This is a genomic window from Mycobacteroides sp. PCS013 (assembly GCF_049532645.1).
Classification (GTDB): Bacteria; Actinomycetota; Actinomycetes; order Mycobacteriales; family Mycobacteriaceae; genus Mycobacterium; species Mycobacterium gwanakae.
Genome location: NZ_CP150131.1, coordinates 1362783 through 1378692, shown reverse-complemented (window position 1 = coordinate 1378692; position 15910 = coordinate 1362783). Strand labels below are relative to the sequence as shown.

Here is a 15910-nt window from a genome sequence, read left to right as displayed (position 1 = left end):
TCAGCTTGTCGCTGGCGTCCAGCCGGTCGCGTCGGCCCATGCCAGTGCCCGGGGATACGCCTGCGCGAACCAGGGTTCCTTGGCCTCGACGTAGGTGCTGGAATCGCCGTCGGCCGCGGTCGCAGCGCGCTCGGCCGCCTGCTTGACAATGAGGTATTCGGCACACGCCTGCTGATCGGCCCGCAGCCAATCCCGAAAGATCAGCGCGAATCGCTGGCCTGGCCATCCGTCCACCCGCACATGCACTAAAGCGGCACGTCCCGGATCGGCGGCTGCGTGGATGCGCTTGCCCCAGGTAGCGGTTTCGGCATCATGCGGATCATCCGCGGTGATACCCGCGATGGGAGGCAGGCCGATGTCTGCCAGGGGATCCGCCAGAGCGTCCGCCACCTCAAGAGATTCGACGGTCACCTGAACATCTATGACGTCCTTGGCATCCAGTCCGGGCACCGCCGTGGAACCGATGTGGTCGATGCGCAATGCCTTCGAACCGCAGGCCACCGCGAGCCGGTTGATAATGCGTTGCGCCTGTACCGGCCATGTCGGATCCGCAGACACGAGCTGCGGCCGCCATGGTGCGCGTTGACGCGTGCGCAGATTGATCTCGTAAGGCAGCAACCGGACGGCCCACAGATCACGGACTGTTTGAGCAAGCGCATCGGTATCGCCTGAATTATCAAGCCACACATCGGCGATGGCGCGCCGTTGCTCGTCGCTGGCCTGCGCGGCCACCCGGGAACGGGCGTCCTGTTCATCCATGCCGCGATGCGTGACGAGCCGCGTCACGCGCGTCTCGATCTCCGCATGCACCACCAGCACCAGGTGATAGAAGGGTGCCAATGAGTTCTCGGTGAGCAACGGAATGTCTTCCACCACAATGGCATCCTCACCGGCGGTGGCCATCAGTTCGGCTCGGCGGGATCCGACCAGCGGGTGCACGATCCCGTTGAGCGTGGCACGGTGCGTGTCGTCCTGAAACGCGATTGCGGCCAATGCGGGTCGATCCAACGCCCCATCGGGCCGCAGGATCGATTCACCGAAGGCCTCCACCAGCGCTGTCAGACCCGGAGTTCCCGGTTCGACCACTTCGCGCGCGATGACATCGCTGTCCACGATGAACGCACCACATTCCGCGAGCGTCCGGGACACCGTAGATTTCCCCGCGCCAATTCCTCCGGTCAGGCCGATCCGCAACATGCCCGCAGTCTGTCACTCCCGGCGCGTTCACTATGCGTTGGGGGCGTTGCCCTCTCGGATTGCCCAGATATCGCCGCCCTGAGCCTCACCGTCAACAAAAGAGGGCCCCGGTCGTGATGACCGGGGCCCTCCTTCAGAACACGTGCTTAGGCGTTACCAGCCAGCTTCTCGCGCAGTGCGGCGAGCTGCTCGTCGTTGGCGAGCGAGCCACCCTGCGAAGCCGAATCATCGGACCGCGAGGAGCCGTTCGAGGACGCGGCAGCAGCCTCCGCCTCGGCGGCAGCGGCGGACTTCTCCATCTGAATGGTGTGCATCTTGTGACGACGCTCAGCCTCGGCGTACCGGGCCTCCCACTCTTCACGCTGCTTGTCGAAGCCTTCGAGCCACTCGTTCGTCTCGGAGTCGAAACCCTCCGGGAAGATGTAGTTGCCGGCCTCGTCGTAGCTGTCAGCCATGCCGTACTTCGAGGGGTCGAACTCCTCGGTGTAGTCCTCGTTGGCCTGCTTGAGGCTCAGCGAGATGCGGCGACGCTCCAGGTCGATGTCGATGACCTTGACCATCGCGTCGTCGCCGACACCCACAACCTGATCCGGCACCTCGACGTGGCGCTCGGACAGCTCGGAGATGTGCACCAGACCCTCGATGCCCTCTTCCACGCGGACGAACGCACCGAACGGCACCAGCTTGGTGACCTTGCCGGGCACGATCTGGCCGATGGCGTGGGTACGAGCGAAGTGACGCCACGGGTCTTCCTGGGTTGCCTTGAGCGACAACGAAACCCGCTCGCGATCCATATCGACGTCGAGCACCTCGACGGTGACCTCGTCGCCCACCTGAACCACCTCGGACGGGTGGTCGATGTGCTTCCAGGACAGCTCGGACACGTGAACCAGGCCGTCAACCCCTCCGAGATCGACGAACGCGCCGAAGTTGACGATCGAGGACACGACACCCTTGCGGATGGCACCCTTGGTGAGCTGGTTGAGGAACTCGCTGCGCACCTCGGACTGGGTCTGCTCCAGCCAGGCGCGACGGCTCAGCACCACGTTGTTGCGGTTGCGGTCGAGCTCGATGATCTTGGCCTCGATCTCCTTGCCGATGTACGGCTGCAGATCGCGGACACGACGCATCTCGACCAGCGACGCGGGCAGGAAGCCGCGCAGGCCGATGTCGAGGATCAGGCCGCCCTTGACGACCTCGATGACGGTGCCCTTGACGGCCTCGTCCTTCTCCTTGAGCTCTTCGATCGTGCCCCAGGCCCGCTCGTACTGAGCGCGCTTCTTGGACAGGATCAGACGGCCTTCCTTGTCCTCCTTGGTGAGGACCAGGGCCTCGACCTCGTCGCCCACGGAAACGACCTCGTTGGGGTCGACATCGTGCTTAATCGACAGTTCGCGGGACGGGATGACACCTTCGGTCTTGTAACCGATGTCAAGAAGAACTTCGTCGCGGTCAACCTTGACGATGGTCCCCTCGACGATGTCGCCATCGTTGAAGTACTTGATCGTCTTGTCGATAGCGGCGAGAAAATCCTCGGCCGAGCCGATGTCGTTGACGGCTACTTGCGGCGAGGTCACGGTGGGACTTGGCATGTGTTGGGTTGCTCCGGACAGGTTGTGTAGTAGGGACAGTTCTGCCACAGCTAGCTTCAGCTGCGGGCGTGCTTCGACCTCCGCACGTGCGGCAGAGATGGACTTCACCTTACTCGACTGCCCTCCACCAGGACAAACCCGGTCTCCTTGGCGACCGGAGCCCCCGGGCGGATACCGCACCCGCGAGTAAGCGCGCAGCTACTCTTCGGTGGTGTCCTACGCGCCCGCTCCCGCACCTATGCCACCCATCCCGGGATTTCCCCAGCGGATCAAAAAAGTCGGCGCGCCGATCGGGGTCATCATCGCCCTGGCGCTGGTGACGGGATTGATTCTGGCCGGCCTGCTTCTCTCCAACCCGCTCGGCGCGATGATCGGATTGGTCCTGTCGAGCATCGCGATCGGGGTCGTCGTCCTCTGCTACCTCTGGCTGGACCGATGGGAACCGGAACCCTCGAGGCTCCTTGTACTGGCCTTCACCTGGGGCGCGTCCCTGTCCGTCGTCGTCTCGATCATCCTCGAACTGGCCTTTGGGTCCGTTTTCGATCCTGAGGGCGGCACGACCTTCGCGGCGATAGCGGTCCGTGCGCCCTTCATCGAAGAAGCTGCCAAGGGCGCGTTTCTGCTTCTGATGTTGACCGGCCGGCGCCGCCACGAACTCAACTCGCTCACCGATTGCCTCGTCTACGCGGGCATCACCGCCGCCGGATTCGCATGGCTCGAAGACATCGCCTACATCGGCAGTGGCAACACTGTTGGCGAGTCAGTAATTACCGCGATCCTGCGGCTGGGGCTGGGCCCCTTCGCCCACTCCTTGTTCACCACCATGACGGGTATCGGCATCTACTACTCCCTGCGGCAACGCAGTGCCCTCGCCAAATTCCTGTGCATAGGTGTGGGGTACCTCGCGGCGGTCCTCATGCACGGCCTCTGGAATGGCTCGTCATTCCTCGGATTCCAGGGCTACCTCGCGCTGTACGTGCTGTGGATGGTCCCCATTTTTGTGCTGATGATCGTGGTGGGAGTGCGCAGCCGGCGCAAGGAACAGCATGTCGTCGCCGAGAAACTGCCGGGGATGGTGGCCGCCGGGCTGGTCACCCCCAACGAGGCCACCTGGCTGGGTTCGATCAAGGATCGCAAGCACGCCATCGCCGAAGCCAGACGAATCGGCGGTGCCCCCAGTGGCGCAGCGGTGAAGAACTTCGCGGCACAGGTCGTCGAGCTGGCGTTCGTGCGCGACCGCATAGAACGAGGCTCTCGCGACCCGCGCGATATCGCCCTGCAGACCGAAGAGGCGTACGCGGTCATGGCCGCCCGGGCCGCCGCTCCGGTCTTGCAAGCACTGTCGGGGTATCGCGCACCTGCCACGGGGTAGCGTGAGGATGGGTGTTGTCTAGTCAAAGGCGATCAGGAGCATCATGGCCGAGATCTCGGAGCACGACCTGCTTGACGTTCTCATTGTGGGAGCCGGAATATCCGGCATCAATGCCGCTGTCCGATTGAGCGCGGCGGGCCGCAGCTTTCATATCGTCGAGCGCCGGGAACGCATCGGCGGGACCTGGGACCTGTTCCGGTACCCCGGAATCCGATCCGACAGCGATATCTACACACTGAGCTTCGGGTACCACCCCTGGCACGAACGCAATACCATCGCCGACGGCGCCGATATCCGTGACTACCTGGAGAATGCCGCCCGCGATTACGGCATCGACGGCCAGATCACGTTCTCCGCCAAGGTTACTGGGGCCGACTTCCGTACCGATACCGACACCTGGGCGGTGCGGGTGGACACGCCGGAAGGACCGACGACCTACCGGTCCCGATTCCTCTACCTCTGCACCGGCTACTACAACTACGACGACGGCTACACCCCCCAATTCCCGGGCATCGCCGATTTCGCAGGAAAGCTGATCCACCCCCAGCACTGGCCTGAAGACCTGGATTGCTCGGGCAAGGAGGTAACGGTTATCGGCAGCGGCGCCACGGCGGTCACGCTGGTGCCGTCCTTGGCACGTGCCGGAGCAAAGGTGAGTATGTTGCAACGCTCCCCGAGCTACGTGTACCCCATCGACCGCGCCGATCGCGTCGTCGGCCTGGTTCGAAAAGTACTTCCGCCCAATCTTGTTCAGCATTTCGCCCGGATCTGGCTGGGCGGGTTCAGCTGGATCATGTACCACGTCTGCCGTAGGGCGCCGGGATTCGCCAAATGGTTCATCAGGCGCCGGATCTCCAAGCGGCTACCCGCCGACTATCCGGTCGACGTTCACTTCAAGCCGCGGTACAACCCGTGGGATCAGCGCGTATGCGCCGACACCGATGGAGATCTCTTCGAGGCCATCAGCGCTGGTGGTGTCCGCATGGTCACTGACACCATCGAGTCCTTCACGCCGTCGGGCATCCGGCTGGGATCAGGTGAGGAATTGCGTGCCGACGTCATCATCACGGCAACCGGCCTCAACCTTCAGATTTTCGGGGGCATCGCATTGAGCGTGGATGGCTCCCCCATCGATTCTCCAAATCGCTTTATCTACAAGGGATACCTGATCGAAGGGGTACCGAACGCCGCATGGAGCGTCGGTTACACCAATGCGTCATGGACGCTGCGCGCCGATCTGAGTGCGCGGGCGGTGGTACGACTTCTCGACTACATGGACCGCCGCGGTTACACCCACGCCTATCCGGACCGGCACGGCGAGGAGCTCGAAGCCCGACCGTTCTTCAACCTGTCATCGGGATATGTAAGCCGCGGCGGTGACCACATGCCACGTTCCGGAGTGAAGGGCCCCTGGGCCATCCGGCACAACTATGTGCTGGATCTTCTTGCGTTCCATCGTGATCGAATGGACGAGAACATGCGCTTCGGTACCGCGAAGTCAAAGGCCGTGTCCTCGGCCGCCTAGCGACTGGGGTCGATCTCCGAATCATCAAGCCCCGCCAGGTGCGAGAGCACTCGAAGAAACACATCGCGATCTGCCGGGGAGACACCGGCCAGGATTCGCCTCTCGTTCTCCCGAATCGCTTTCTGCACTGCGGTAACGGTTTTACGGCCACCTGCCGTCAACGACAGCAGATTACTGCGCCGATCACTGGGATCGGGCTGCCGGTTGATCAGCTTCCGCTCCTGCAGATCGTCAAGCACGGCGATGATCCGGGTGCGGTCCGCGCCTATGGAACTGGCCAGACTGGCCTGACTACTCGCTTCGTTGTCCTTGAGCGCGGTCAGCACGGCGTACGCCCACATCGACAGACCGTGGGCTTCCAGCAGCGGCAGCTCCGCCCGTATCAATGATCGCCCGAGCGGAACCATCAGCGCCGCAAGGTCAGGCCGGGCATCTGGATTCTGTTGCGCCACGAACATCAGGATAGACGACGTCACAAGATCGTATACTTTGAACAATCATAAGCATGCGCATATTAGCTACCGCATTGCACGAGTGACCCCCGCCGCAACCGGTTCGGGCGTAGCGTCCCGGGTATGACGCAAGTTCTGCAGACTCAGGTGTGCGTTGCCGGCGGCGGCCCCGCCGGGCTGGTGCATGCACTCCTGCTGGCGAGGGCGGGGATCAACGTCGTCGTCCTGGAAAAGCACGCCGACTTTCTGCGTGATTTCCGCGGGGATACCGTGCACCCCACCACCATGCGCATCATCGATGATCTCGGGTTTATCGATGATTTTCTGCGGCTGCCACACCAGAAGGTCGATCACATCGCCTTCGATGGCGACGGCAGACTGCGCACCTTCGGTGACTTCCGCGCGCTCAAGTGGTTGGGATACAAACAGCCCTACATCGCATTCATGCCCCAGTGGGACTTCCTGGACTTCCTGGCCGAAAAAGCCGAGCAGTACCCGGAATTCACCCTTATTCGTAACGCGGAAGTCACCGGCTTGATCATCGAGGGTGACCGCGTGGCCGGGGTACGTACACCGGACCTGGAGGTGCACGCAGAACTGGTCATTGCCGCGGACGGACGCACCTCAGCGGTACGCGCCGCGTCGGGACTGGACACTGCCAACGAGAGTTCGCCGATGGATGTGCTGTGGTTCCGGCTGAGCCGACGACCGGGCGATCCCGATGAGACCTTCGCGGTGCTGCGTCGAGGCCTGTTGTTGGCCATGATCCATCGCGGTGACTACTGGCAGGTCGCCCATCTCATGCCCAAGGGGGCGGGACCGCAGAACGGCACTCTCGACGCATTCAAGGAGCGCTTGATCACCGCACGCCCGCAGCTGCGTGAGCACGTGAACGATCTTCACTCCTGGGAGGACACCAGCCATCTGGATGTCCGGGTTGATCGACTCAAGACCTGGTGGCGTCCGGGTCTGCTGTGCATAGGCGATGCCGCGCATGCCATGTCGCCTGCCGGTGGTGTCGGCATCAATCTGGCGGTCGCCGACGCCGTGGCTGCCGCGAACATCCTTGTGGGGCCGCTACGCCGGGGACGCGTCACCGATGAGGACCTCGCCACGGTGCAACGCCGACGTGAGCTCCCGACCAAAGTGGTGCAAGCGTTCCAGGTGTTCGTCCAGGACAACGTGATCGAACCGGTTCTCACCGGCGACCTGTCCCCGATCAAACTGCCGTTCTTCGTCGGACGGGGCCCGCTCAAGTTCATACCCCCGATCGCGGTCGGCAGGGGTTTGCGTCCGGAACGCGTGCACACCCCAGACGTGCACTAGGGGCGCGGCTCAATGCTCGTGCAGGTTCTCCGCCAGCGTGGCCCGTTCGACACTGAGCAGACTCTCGGCGCGATGTTCTTCCTCGTACGCCTTGCCGCCACCGTTGAGCCCGAATAGCCGCTTGCTCCACAGCAGCCACACCACGGCCACGATGTTGACCAATAGCGCCAAAACCCGGAGAACAGTTTGCTTTTCAATCAGCTCGTAGATCTCCAGCGGCAAGAAGATGCTTGTCGCGATGACGGCGAAATATTCGCCCCAGCGCTTCATCAGCCACAGACCGAATGCCTCGATGAACTCGATCGCGGCGTAGGCCCCCAAACCCACCGCCACCCACATCAACGTCGACGACGACAGCGCGAATGCCTCGCCGATATGACGAATGATCTTGGAATTGTCCGGGTTCCAGCCGATCTGGTTGGCCAGCGGCCGGATCAGCGGAAGCTCGCGCTCGAAAACCTGTTGGAGATGTTCGCGCGATCCGCGGACCTTCACCACACCCACGGCCAGTAAGACGAACACCAGCCCGCGGAACACACGCTCGACCGCGAGTATCCGCATCAAGGTCCGGTCGCGCAGCAGCCGTCCGCGCGGAATCTCCGGTGCGGTATCGGCCGGTCCGCGGTAGCGCGGCGCGCCCACCACAAAGGTCTCGCAGCGCAGACACCGCCACGCCTCCCCGACCGGTGTCTCGACCCGCAGCCGTTCCCGCAGCGGCTGCTCGTCCGGAGCGAATGTCGCGTGTCCTCGCAGACCGCACGAGCGCAGAGCAAAGTTGATCACGGAAGAAACGGTAGCCCGACACCATCTGCCACGCCGCACGATATACAGGTTCCGGCGCTACCCTGTCGTCGTGTTCGACCGTCGCCGGTTTCTCACACTGTTGGCCGGAGCTGCCGCAGTGGGTGCCGCTGTTCTCGAGTCCGTCTCCGCGGCTGCCGACCCCGGCACCTCAGCGGGAGCCGGCAGCGGAGGACTGACGCGGGTGCCGTTGCCCGGGGGCGGTGCCTTGACCGCACTGCCCGCGCGCACCGACGGTCAGCGATTACTCGCCTTGACCCTTGACGACGGCACCGATGCGAATGTGATCGCCGCCTATACCCAACTGGCGCGTGACACCGGAATCCGCTTGACCTACTTCGTCAATGGGGTGAACGCGGGATGGACGCAGAATGCCCAGCTGCTGCGTCCACTCGTCGACAGCGGGCAGATTCAGCTGGGCAACCACACCTGGTCTCACCCGGACCTCACGACACTGACCGCCGCGCAGATCGATGACCAGTTGACGCGCAACACCAAGTTCCTGACCAACACCTACGGGGTCAACCCGGCGCCGTTCTTCCGGCCTCCATACGGAAAGCACAACACCGCAACCGATTCGGTCACTCAGGGGCTCGGCTACGGGCCGCCGGTGCTGTGGTACGGCTCCTTGTCGGACTCTGGCGTCGTCACGCCGCAGTACATCGTGGACATGGCCCGCAAGTACTTCAACCCGCAGGCCATCGTCATCGGTCACCTCAACCACCCCCCGGTGACCACCGTCTATCACCAGTTGCTCGACGTCATCGGGGAACGGCAGCTGCGCACCGTGACACTCAACGACGTCTATCAGCACTAGAGCGATGGGGCGCCCGGCTCCAGCAGCCGCTTGGGATGCATGCCGTCGACCTGACCGATAAACGGCGGATGAATGCTGTATCCCAGCATCCGGCGAATGTCCTCCGATACGGCGCGAACCGTGTCGCGTGTCATCGACAAGGTGAACGCCTCCTGCGGGCGCAGCCACGGCTCGCAGTATTGAGCGGTCAGGGCCAGCCGTGCGGCACCGGTTCGGTTCGCACCACCGCCATGCCAGAGCGTGCCGGGAAAGAACACGCAGGAACCCGCCTTCATCACCACGGGTTCACGCTCGGCTTCTTGTGGTCGGCGATCACCCCAAAGATGGCTGCCCGCAACAATATCGGTGGCGCCGTTGTCGGCGGTGAAATCATCGATCGCCCAGATCGTCGCGGCGCCCAAACCGGCGCGGGGACGCGGAATGGGATAGAAGCCGTCGTCAGTGTGCAGCATCTGAGCCTGCTCGCCGGGCAGGATGTTGATGACCTGCAACATCGAGAGCAGATAGTTCGGCAGGAAAAGCCGATCCAGCAGGGCCAAGACGCGCGGGTGATCCGCAATCCGGTCACACGCACGTGTCTTGTTCAGGACGCTGTACACCCGCTGAGTGGTATGTCCTTCAAACCCGTTCCGGCCATGCAGATTCAGCAGGGGCGCAACGGCATCCCGAATCTGGTCCAACTCGTCAGCGGTCAGCAGATCCGGCAAGATCACGTAGCCGTCGCGGCGCATCGCCGCCAAGTCCGCCTCCGCGACAGCAGGATCGATGCCCTGGCCGCTACTGGCGGTCCGCCGATGAGTCCCGGCCAGGTCGCCGTTCAAATCCACCAACGACGACACGTGCACGCTCATCACCACTCCTAAACATAAGATAATTATGTTTTGTACGATGACATAGTGGCACGCCCCTCAATCGGACGTCAACAGCTCATCGACGCCGCCCGTGACGAACTTGTCCGCGGCAACGGAGTGATGGATCTGAGCGGATTGACCCGACGGGCCGGGCTGACCACCGGCGCTCTCTACCATCACTTCGGATCAAAAAGCGGCCTGCTCGCCGTCATTTACGACGAGTTCTACGAGGGCCTCGTCCACGCGATTGCCGACGCGCATCTGGCCATGGACACCGACTGGCATGTTCATGAACTGGAGCGCACCCGTCGCTTCGTCGACTATCACGTCGCCGATCCGCTGGCGCCGATCCTGCTCAACCGCGCCGCACTGGATCCCCAGCTGGCCGAGCTGGAAGCGACCTACCTGCAACGCATTAGCCACAACGCCGCCAAGAACATCCGTCGCGGTCAGAAACTGGGTCAGTTGCCCGCAGACATCGAACCCGACAGTGCGGGAGCCTTCATCATCGGCGGAATTCGGTACGGGATCGCGCAACAGCTCCGCCTGACCCCACTCCCCGCACCCGGGCAGATCACCGACCGACTGTGGCGCCTCATCTCCGCAGCCCTGGGAGCCGACTGAACCGCCGCGTCGGGAAACTTCGGCCAGATCGATGACACATGGGCGATACTCCCTGCATGCGTTCGATACCTGTGGGCCGCACGGCCACTCTCACCCTCGCCGTTCTCGGCGCCGGACTCGTCTCCTGCCCGACGGCAATGGCGGCGCCCTTCGGCGAGGTCGCCCTCTGTTTCGACGGCGATGTCCGTGTCAGCGCCTGGCAGGCAAGCCAAGCCGATGCACGTCGCGACCTGATCCCCGGCACGCTCAACATGAACGCCACGGACGGCCTGGCCGGACCCAAGCAGGCGTACTTCCAGTGGCGCAACCTGACCACTGGCGCTGTCGGCGAAGCGCACGGCGACGGATCGGGCACCGCAGGAGCATCGATCTACAACGTCGTCACCGGCCCCGGCCAGGTAGAGATCACTACCGATTACGGTGGCCGTTCCGGCTTCTTCTGGAATGACGAAAACATCGCCCACTGCACCGGGACCGTCACCGTCGTCTAGAAACTCCTATTGGCACTCAAACAACCTGGCGCGCAAGCCGCGCGAACGCCGCGGTGTCATGGCTGCAGAACACGGTGACGTCCCTGGCCTGCTCGGCTACCAACTCGGTGAGACGCCGCATGTTCTGCCATTGAGCACGCGGGCGACTCGGGTGCGCGGTGATCATGTGCATGGCCCTGCTCGCGGTGGTCAACGGACCGGTGCCGATCGCATGCGGCTCGGTATAGGCATCACCGGCATGCAGTAGCCATCCGTTTCCCGTGTCGACGGCGACGCCAACGTGGCCCCTTGTGTGTCCGTACAGAGGCACAACCAGAATCTCCGGCGGCAGCCCGTTGAGGTCCCGAACGGCGTCAAAACCGAACCACGGCTCGCCACCATCAAGCTCGTTGATCTGCCAGTTGACTCCATGCCCACACAATTGGGCAGTGCGGTAACGGATTCGATCGACGACGGTTGGCTGCCTGCTGGCACGAAGCTCGGGCCCGTGCACGTGCACAGTCGCCGACGGGAAATCCGCGAGGCCGCCGGTGTGGTCGTAATCCAGATGGGTCAGCAGTACATGCCGTACGTCAGCCGGGTCGTAACCAAGCGCGGCGATCTGTCGCACCGCCGTCTCGCTCTCCCGCAGCACAGGTCCGATGGCGTGCCGCGTCCACCCGAGTAGTCGCGGATTTCGGATGCATTCGAGACCGAACCCCGTATCGACGAGCACCAGCCCGGAGTTCGGCGTCTCCACCAGCAAGCAGTGGTCCACAAAACCGAATGCCATTGTGCCGCAATTGAGATGGTGGACCTTCATACCTCACCTCATCGTTGCCTAAGCCCGTCTTCCTTCACAGTATCTTCCCGGTCTCGCCTTTCGGGTCGACTGCGCGGAATACCGGCCCCATGCGCCTGGTTCGTGCAGATATGAATGCCGCCCTGCAGTTCGATCCGCATGCGCTCATAGCCGACAGCCGCATCGGCGTCCTGGCGACCATCAGATCCACTGGACTCCCGCAGCTCTCCCCCGTCACCCCGTTCTATGACCGCGACAAGGGCGTCATCTACGTCTCGATGACGGATGGCCGTGCCAAGACCGTGAACCTTCGCCGTGATCCTCGCGCCGCGCTGGAGGTCACCAGCTCGGACGGACGGGCCTGGGCAACGGCTGAGGGTCGAGTGACCCTGACCGGGCCCGGTACCGACCCTCACGGGCCCGAAGTCGAAGCGCTCGTCGACTACTACCGCGGAGCGGCCGGCGAACATCCTGATTGGGAGGAGTACCGCGCTGTCATGGTGTCCGACCGACGCGTCCTGATGGCGTTGAAGGTCGAGCGCGTCTACGGCGAGAAATTGAGCTGAGCCTCAGACCTTTCCTGTTGCGTCATAAATCCAGCTCATGTCCGCACTCGCGAGGTCTTCCAACCATGATGGCGGCGCGACGTTCGTCAGTGCCCCCATGTCCCAGTAGTCCTTCCAGAGCGTGATCTTCCCGTCAACCACCTTGAGCACAGACGCGAACCGTAGCAGCGCGGTTTCCCCGGTGGTCCAGATCCATGTCTCGGAGTGCTCATACATCACGTCTGCACCATTGGCGACGATTAGCCCGTCATGGTGCACATAGTCCTTCAGCGGCTCCAGGCCGATCTTCAGACGCTTGACGATGTTCTGTGGCCCGCATGCCGCAGCGGTGGGTCCGACCGGCATGTCCAAGTAAATGCAATCATCGTCAAGAAACGTGGTGACCGCGTCCCAGTTTCTCTCCGAAAGGGCTACCCACAGACCGATAACCACCGACGCTGATGACATCCCGATAGCTTTCCTTCCCCCGAAGTGCAACGAGTCGAGATCCTACGATCCGCGCACCCGCAGCGGGTCCGATCTGGGCGATTAGGCTCACCCCATGCTCGTCGCAAAGTCGATCCTCTTATTCGCCGCAGCCGCGGTCCTCGAGATCGGCGGTGCCTGGCTGGTATGGCAGGGGGTGCGCGAGCATCGCGGCTGGACATGGGTGGGATTCGGAGTGATCGCACTGGGCGCCTACGGGTTCGTGGCGACCCTGCAACCGGACGCCCACTTCGGCCGCATCTTGGCGGCTTACGGCGGGGTGTTCGTTGCCGGGTCACTCTTGTGGGGCATGGTGATGGACGGCTTCCGGCCCGATCGTTGGGACATCGGCGGCGCGCTCGTCTGCCTGGTAGGGGTGGCCGTCATCATGTACATGCCGCGGAGCGCATGAGCCGCGCTGCGTCCGGCCCCTTGCGCCGAGAGCTGGGCACGTTCGATGCCGTCATGATCGGGTTGGGCTCCATGCTCGGCGCCGGAATCTTCGCCGCCTTGGGGCCCGCCGCCCAATCGGCCGGTTCAGCGCTGCTGCTGGGCCTGGGACTGGCCGCGGTGATCGCCTACTGCAATGCGACATCCTCGGCCCGGCTGGCTGCGGTGTATCCCGCCTCAGGCGGCACCTACGTGTACGGCCGCAAGCGTCTCGGCGACTTCTGGGGATATCTGGCCGGTTGGGGCTTCGTGGTCGGGAAAACCGCGTCATGCGCCGCCATGGCCCTGACCGTGGGCTTCTACGCGTGGCCTGCCCACGCACACGCCGTCGCCGTGGCGGCCGTGGTGGCCCTGACCGCGATCAACTATGCGGGAGTTCAAAAGTCGGCATGGGTGACACGCGCAATCGTGGCGATCGTGCTGTCGGTGTTGGCGGCGATTGTGGTCACGGCGTTCGGATCCGACGGCATCGGGGTCGTGACCCTCGACATCACCGATGTGTCGATCACCGGAGTGCTGCAGGCCGCGGGCCTGTTGTTTTTCGCGTTCGCCGGATATGCCCGCATCGCGACTCTGGGTGAGGAGGTGCGCGATCCGGCACGCACCATCCCCCGCGCGATCCCCATCGCGTTGGCGATCACTCTGGTTGTGTATGCCGTTGTCGCCGTGGCGACATTGACGACACTGGGTCCCCAGCGGATGGCGGCATCTGCGGCTCCCCTGCTCGACACCGTCACCGCGGCGGGTGTGCGGTGGATGGAACCGGTGGTGCGGATCGGCGCCATCGTGGCGGCGACGGGCTCGTTGCTGGCACTCATCCTCGGGGTCTCACGCACCACCTTCGCGATGGCGCGTGATCGCCATCTACCTCACGCCCTGGCGGCGGTGCACCCCAGGTACGGAGTACCGTACCGCGCTGAACTTCTTGTCGGTCTTGTGGTTTCGATCCTGGCAGCCACCGCGGACCTGCGCGGCGCGATCGGGTTCTCGTCCTTCGCGGTGCTGGTGTACTACGCGGTGGCCAATGCCTCGGCGTGGACACTCGCCCCCGCCGAGGGGCGACCGCCGCGAATAGTTCCCGCGCTTGGTCTGGCAGGCTGCGTGGTCATTGCCCTCTCACTGCCACGGCCTTCGGTCGTCGCCGGTGCAGCCGTGCTGGCAGTCGGCATCTTCATCTACGCGGTCCGCCGCCTCAGTGGCCCGGATACGCGTGAATAAGAGCGCTGTCCAGCTTTGACACCGCATGAGTCAGTTCATGTTCGGCAACATGAGCGATCCGGTGCGCTTCAGCCAGGCTGATGTCCGGGTCGACATCGAGTTCGGCATCCGCGTGGAGGCGATGCCCGATCCATCGCAGCCGCACGCTGCGCACCGTGCGCACCCCCGGCTGAGCCACCAGCGCCGTTTCCGCGGCATCCACCAATGCCGGATCCACCCCGTCCATCAACCGCCGGAATACATCTCGAACCGCGGTGCGCAGCACCGCGAGAATCGCCACGGTGATCACCAATCCAATGATCGGGTCCGCCAAGGGATATCCCAATGCGACACCTCCGGCACCCAGTACCACAGCCAGTGAGGTGAACCCGTCGGTGCGCGCATGCAGGCCATCGGCGACCAGCGCCGCAGAACCGATCCGGCGGCCTACCCTGATCCGGTAGAGAGCGACGAGTTCATTTCCGATGAACCCGACCACTCCGGCGACCGCCACCCAACCCAGTTGACCGATCTGCACCGGGTGGATCAGACGCATCACAGCCTCATAGCCCGCCACCACGGCCGACAGCGCGATCATCGATACGACGAACAGGCCGGCCAGATCCTCGGCACGTCCAAATCCGTAGGTGTATCGCCTTGTCGCGACCCGTGTTCCGAGTGCGAAGGCTATCCACAGCGGCACCGCCGTGAGCGCATCGGAGAAGTTGTGAATGGTGTCGGCGGCGAGCGCCACAGAACCGGACACCACCACGATCGCCACTTGAAACGCAGCCGTCACCAGCAGCGCGGCCAGGCTGATCTTCACGGCCCGAGTTCCGGCCGCACTGGAGCTGAGCGCATCGTCGATGCTGTCGGCGGCATCGTGACTATGCGGCGACACGATCTCGGCGAGCAGGCCCCTCAACCCTCCGGGATGCTGATGACCATGATCATGGTGATCGTGATGAGCGGGCTGGTTTCGGGTGTGACTCATTTCTTACCAACCTTTTTCACGGATCCGGCGGTATGCAGCACGGCCTCGGCGCGGTGATGCGGCGGGATTCCCGGACCCGCATGCTCGGCGTTGTGGACGGCATCGGTCACCAACTGCTCGACGTGTTCGTTTTCCAGGCTGTAGTAAACGGTGGTGCCGTCGCGACGAGTCCGGACCAACCGGGCCATACGTAACTTCGCCAAATGCTGCGATACCGAGGGCGCCGGTTTGCCGACGTGGTCGGCCAGCTCATTGACCGATAACTCGCCGCCAGTCAGTGCCCACAACACCCGAACCCGGGTGGCATCGGCAAGCATTCGAAATACTTCGACTACCAGCCCAACCTGCTCATCACCCAATGGCGAACGATCAGCATTCACCGTGACTCCTCTACTGCATATCTGCATTG

Annotated in this window: 18 protein-coding genes; 9 read left to right on the top strand and 9 right to left on the bottom strand. The window is 63.6% G+C overall.

The genetic code is table 11. The features are described from left to right. Entirely contained in the window at positions 1 to 1197 is a 1197-nt protein-coding gene (gene coaE / locus RHO23_RS06670; RefSeq protein WP_064408701.1) for a dephospho-CoA kinase, read from the bottom strand. Positions 1198 to 1343: 146 nt separating this feature from the next. Next, complete coding sequence (gene rpsA, locus RHO23_RS06665) at positions 1344 to 2789, bottom strand: 30S ribosomal protein S1 (protein WP_030098083.1); 1446 nt, start codon at positions 2787 to 2789, stop codon at positions 1344 to 1346. Positions 2790 to 2997: 208 nt separating this feature from the next. Between rpsA and RHO23_RS06660 the strand changes: the two genes are divergently transcribed. Both RHO23_RS06660 and RHO23_RS06655 read left to right on the top strand, forming a co-directional pair. Further along, a complete protein-coding gene (locus tag RHO23_RS06660; protein WP_423488836.1) occupies positions 2998 to 4161 on the top strand; it encodes a PrsW family intramembrane metalloprotease in 1164 nt (387 codons plus the stop codon). Positions 4162 to 4204: 43 nt separating this feature from the next. After that, positions 4205 to 5686 carry a flavin-containing monooxygenase gene (locus tag RHO23_RS06655; RefSeq protein WP_030098085.1) on the top strand — a complete coding sequence of 494 codons (1482 nt, stop codon included), beginning with the start codon at positions 4205 to 4207 and terminating at the stop codon, positions 5684 to 5686. On the opposite strand, the gene RHO23_RS06650 is transcribed toward RHO23_RS06655, so the two are convergent. Next, the gene (locus RHO23_RS06650; protein ID WP_064410272.1) at positions 5683 to 6138 is read right to left on the bottom strand and encodes a MarR family winged helix-turn-helix transcriptional regulator; all 456 of its coding nucleotides are present in this window, start codon (positions 6136 to 6138) and stop codon (positions 5683 to 5685) included. The genes RHO23_RS06655 and RHO23_RS06650 overlap by 4 nt on opposite strands. A gap of 123 nt (positions 6139 to 6261) precedes the next feature. Here RHO23_RS06650 and RHO23_RS06645 point away from each other — a divergent pair, with 123 nt between their 5' ends. Further along, entirely contained in the window at positions 6262 to 7464 is a 1203-nt protein-coding gene (locus tag RHO23_RS06645) for an FAD-dependent oxidoreductase (RefSeq protein ID WP_064408699.1), read from the top strand. 9 nt (positions 7465 to 7473) lie between these two features. On the opposite strand, the gene RHO23_RS06640 is transcribed toward RHO23_RS06645, so the two are convergent. Beyond that, positions 7474 to 8247 carry a DUF2127 domain-containing protein gene (locus RHO23_RS06640; protein ID WP_064408698.1) on the bottom strand — a complete coding sequence of 258 codons (774 nt, stop codon included), beginning with the start codon at positions 8245 to 8247 and terminating at the stop codon, positions 7474 to 7476. A 70-nt stretch (positions 8248 to 8317) separates the two neighbouring features. On the opposite strand from RHO23_RS06640, the gene RHO23_RS06635 reads away from it, so the two are divergent. Next, on the top strand, positions 8318 to 9082 hold the full coding sequence (locus tag RHO23_RS06635; RefSeq protein ID WP_064408697.1) for a polysaccharide deacetylase family protein: 765 nt from the start codon (positions 8318 to 8320) through the stop codon (positions 9080 to 9082). Here the strand turns inward: RHO23_RS06635 and RHO23_RS06630 are convergent. Beyond that, positions 9079 to 9933, bottom strand: a complete 855-nt coding sequence (locus RHO23_RS06630; RefSeq protein ID WP_057963971.1) for a phytanoyl-CoA dioxygenase family protein — start codon at positions 9931 to 9933, stop codon at positions 9079 to 9081. The two genes, RHO23_RS06635 and RHO23_RS06630, sit on opposite strands and share 4 nt — an antisense overlap. Positions 9934 to 9978: 45 nt before the next feature. Here RHO23_RS06630 and RHO23_RS06625 point away from each other — a divergent pair, with 45 nt between their 5' ends. Continuing rightward, complete coding sequence (locus RHO23_RS06625) at positions 9979 to 10557, top strand: TetR/AcrR family transcriptional regulator (RefSeq protein ID WP_030098091.1); 579 nt, start codon at positions 9979 to 9981, stop codon at positions 10555 to 10557. 56 nt (positions 10558 to 10613) lie between these two features. Continuing rightward, positions 10614 to 11048: a hypothetical protein gene (locus RHO23_RS06620; protein WP_057963972.1), complete on the top strand. Its 435-nt coding sequence runs from the start codon at positions 10614 to 10616 to the stop codon at positions 11046 to 11048. Between the two features lie 16 nt (positions 11049 to 11064). Here RHO23_RS06620 and RHO23_RS06615 read toward each other — a convergent pair whose 3' ends face one another. Next, a complete protein-coding gene (locus tag RHO23_RS06615) occupies positions 11065 to 11850 on the bottom strand; it encodes an MBL fold metallo-hydrolase (RefSeq protein WP_070921904.1) in 786 nt (261 codons plus the stop codon). A 110-nt stretch (positions 11851 to 11960) separates the two neighbouring features. On the opposite strand from RHO23_RS06615, the gene RHO23_RS06610 reads away from it, so the two are divergent. Beyond that, complete coding sequence (locus RHO23_RS06610; RefSeq protein WP_423489183.1) at positions 11961 to 12395, top strand: PPOX class F420-dependent oxidoreductase; 435 nt, start codon at positions 11961 to 11963, stop codon at positions 12393 to 12395. A gap of 3 nt (positions 12396 to 12398) precedes the next feature. Here the strand turns inward: RHO23_RS06610 and RHO23_RS06605 are convergent, their stop codons facing one another. Next, the gene (locus tag RHO23_RS06605) at positions 12399 to 12842 is read right to left on the bottom strand and encodes a nuclear transport factor 2 family protein (RefSeq protein ID WP_101312239.1); all 444 of its coding nucleotides are present in this window, start codon (positions 12840 to 12842) and stop codon (positions 12399 to 12401) included. 94 nt (positions 12843 to 12936) lie between these two features. Here RHO23_RS06605 and RHO23_RS06600 point away from each other — a divergent pair, with 94 nt between their 5' ends. Then, positions 12937 to 13272, top strand: a complete 336-nt coding sequence (locus tag RHO23_RS06600) for a YnfA family protein (protein WP_030098096.1) — start codon at positions 12937 to 12939, stop codon at positions 13270 to 13272. Beyond that, entirely contained in the window at positions 13269 to 14528 is a 1260-nt protein-coding gene (locus RHO23_RS06595) for an APC family permease (protein ID WP_070921902.1), read from the top strand. The genes RHO23_RS06600 and RHO23_RS06595 overlap by 4 nt, the downstream gene beginning before the upstream one ends. Here the strand turns inward: RHO23_RS06595 and RHO23_RS06590 are convergent. Both RHO23_RS06590 and RHO23_RS06585 read right to left on the bottom strand, forming a co-directional pair. Further along, positions 14503 to 15501, bottom strand: a complete 999-nt coding sequence (locus RHO23_RS06590) for a cation diffusion facilitator family transporter (protein ID WP_064408694.1) — start codon at positions 15499 to 15501, stop codon at positions 14503 to 14505. The two genes, RHO23_RS06595 and RHO23_RS06590, sit on opposite strands and share 26 nt — an antisense overlap. Beyond that, positions 15498 to 15908, bottom strand: coding sequence for an ArsR/SmtB family transcription factor (locus tag RHO23_RS06585; protein WP_082822404.1), 411 nt, complete (start codon positions 15906 to 15908; stop codon positions 15498 to 15500). The genes RHO23_RS06590 and RHO23_RS06585 overlap by 4 nt, the downstream gene beginning before the upstream one ends. Positions 15909 to 15910 lie beyond the last annotated feature (2 nt).

Excerpts from the sequence above, each read along its gene's own strand:
- coaE (WP_064408701.1), bottom strand. The coding sequence starts at position 1,197 with ATGTTGCGGATCGGCCTGACCGGAGGAATTGGCGCGGGGAAATCTACG.
- rpsA (WP_030098083.1), bottom strand. The coding sequence starts at position 2,789 with ATGCCAAGTCCCACCGTGACCTCGCCGCAAGTAGCCGTCAACGACATC.
- RHO23_RS06655 (WP_030098085.1), top strand. The coding sequence starts at position 4,205 with ATGGCCGAGATCTCGGAGCACGACCTGCTTGACGTTCTCATTGTGGGA.
- RHO23_RS06645 (WP_064408699.1), top strand. The coding sequence starts at position 6,262 with ATGACGCAAGTTCTGCAGACTCAGGTGTGCGTTGCCGGCGGCGGCCCC.
- RHO23_RS06630 (WP_057963971.1), bottom strand. The coding sequence starts at position 9,933 with ATGAGCGTGCACGTGTCGTCGTTGGTGGATTTGAACGGCGACCTGGCC.
- RHO23_RS06620 (WP_057963972.1), top strand. The coding sequence starts at position 10,614 with ATGCGTTCGATACCTGTGGGCCGCACGGCCACTCTCACCCTCGCCGTT.
- RHO23_RS06615 (WP_070921904.1), bottom strand. The coding sequence starts at position 11,850 with ATGAAGGTCCACCATCTCAATTGCGGCACAATGGCATTCGGTTTTGTG.
- RHO23_RS06610 (WP_423489183.1), top strand. The coding sequence starts at position 11,961 with ATGAATGCCGCCCTGCAGTTCGATCCGCATGCGCTCATAGCCGACAGC.
- RHO23_RS06605 (WP_101312239.1), bottom strand. The coding sequence starts at position 12,842 with ATGTCATCAGCGTCGGTGGTTATCGGTCTGTGGGTAGCCCTTTCGGAG.
- RHO23_RS06600 (WP_030098096.1), top strand. The coding sequence starts at position 12,937 with ATGCTCGTCGCAAAGTCGATCCTCTTATTCGCCGCAGCCGCGGTCCTC.
- RHO23_RS06595 (WP_070921902.1), top strand. The coding sequence starts at position 13,269 with ATGAGCCGCGCTGCGTCCGGCCCCTTGCGCCGAGAGCTGGGCACGTTC.
- RHO23_RS06590 (WP_064408694.1), bottom strand. The coding sequence starts at position 15,501 with ATGAGTCACACCCGAAACCAGCCCGCTCATCACGATCACCATGATCAT.
- RHO23_RS06585 (WP_082822404.1), bottom strand. The coding sequence starts at position 15,908 with ATGCAGATATGCAGTAGAGGAGTCACGGTGAATGCTGATCGTTCGCCA.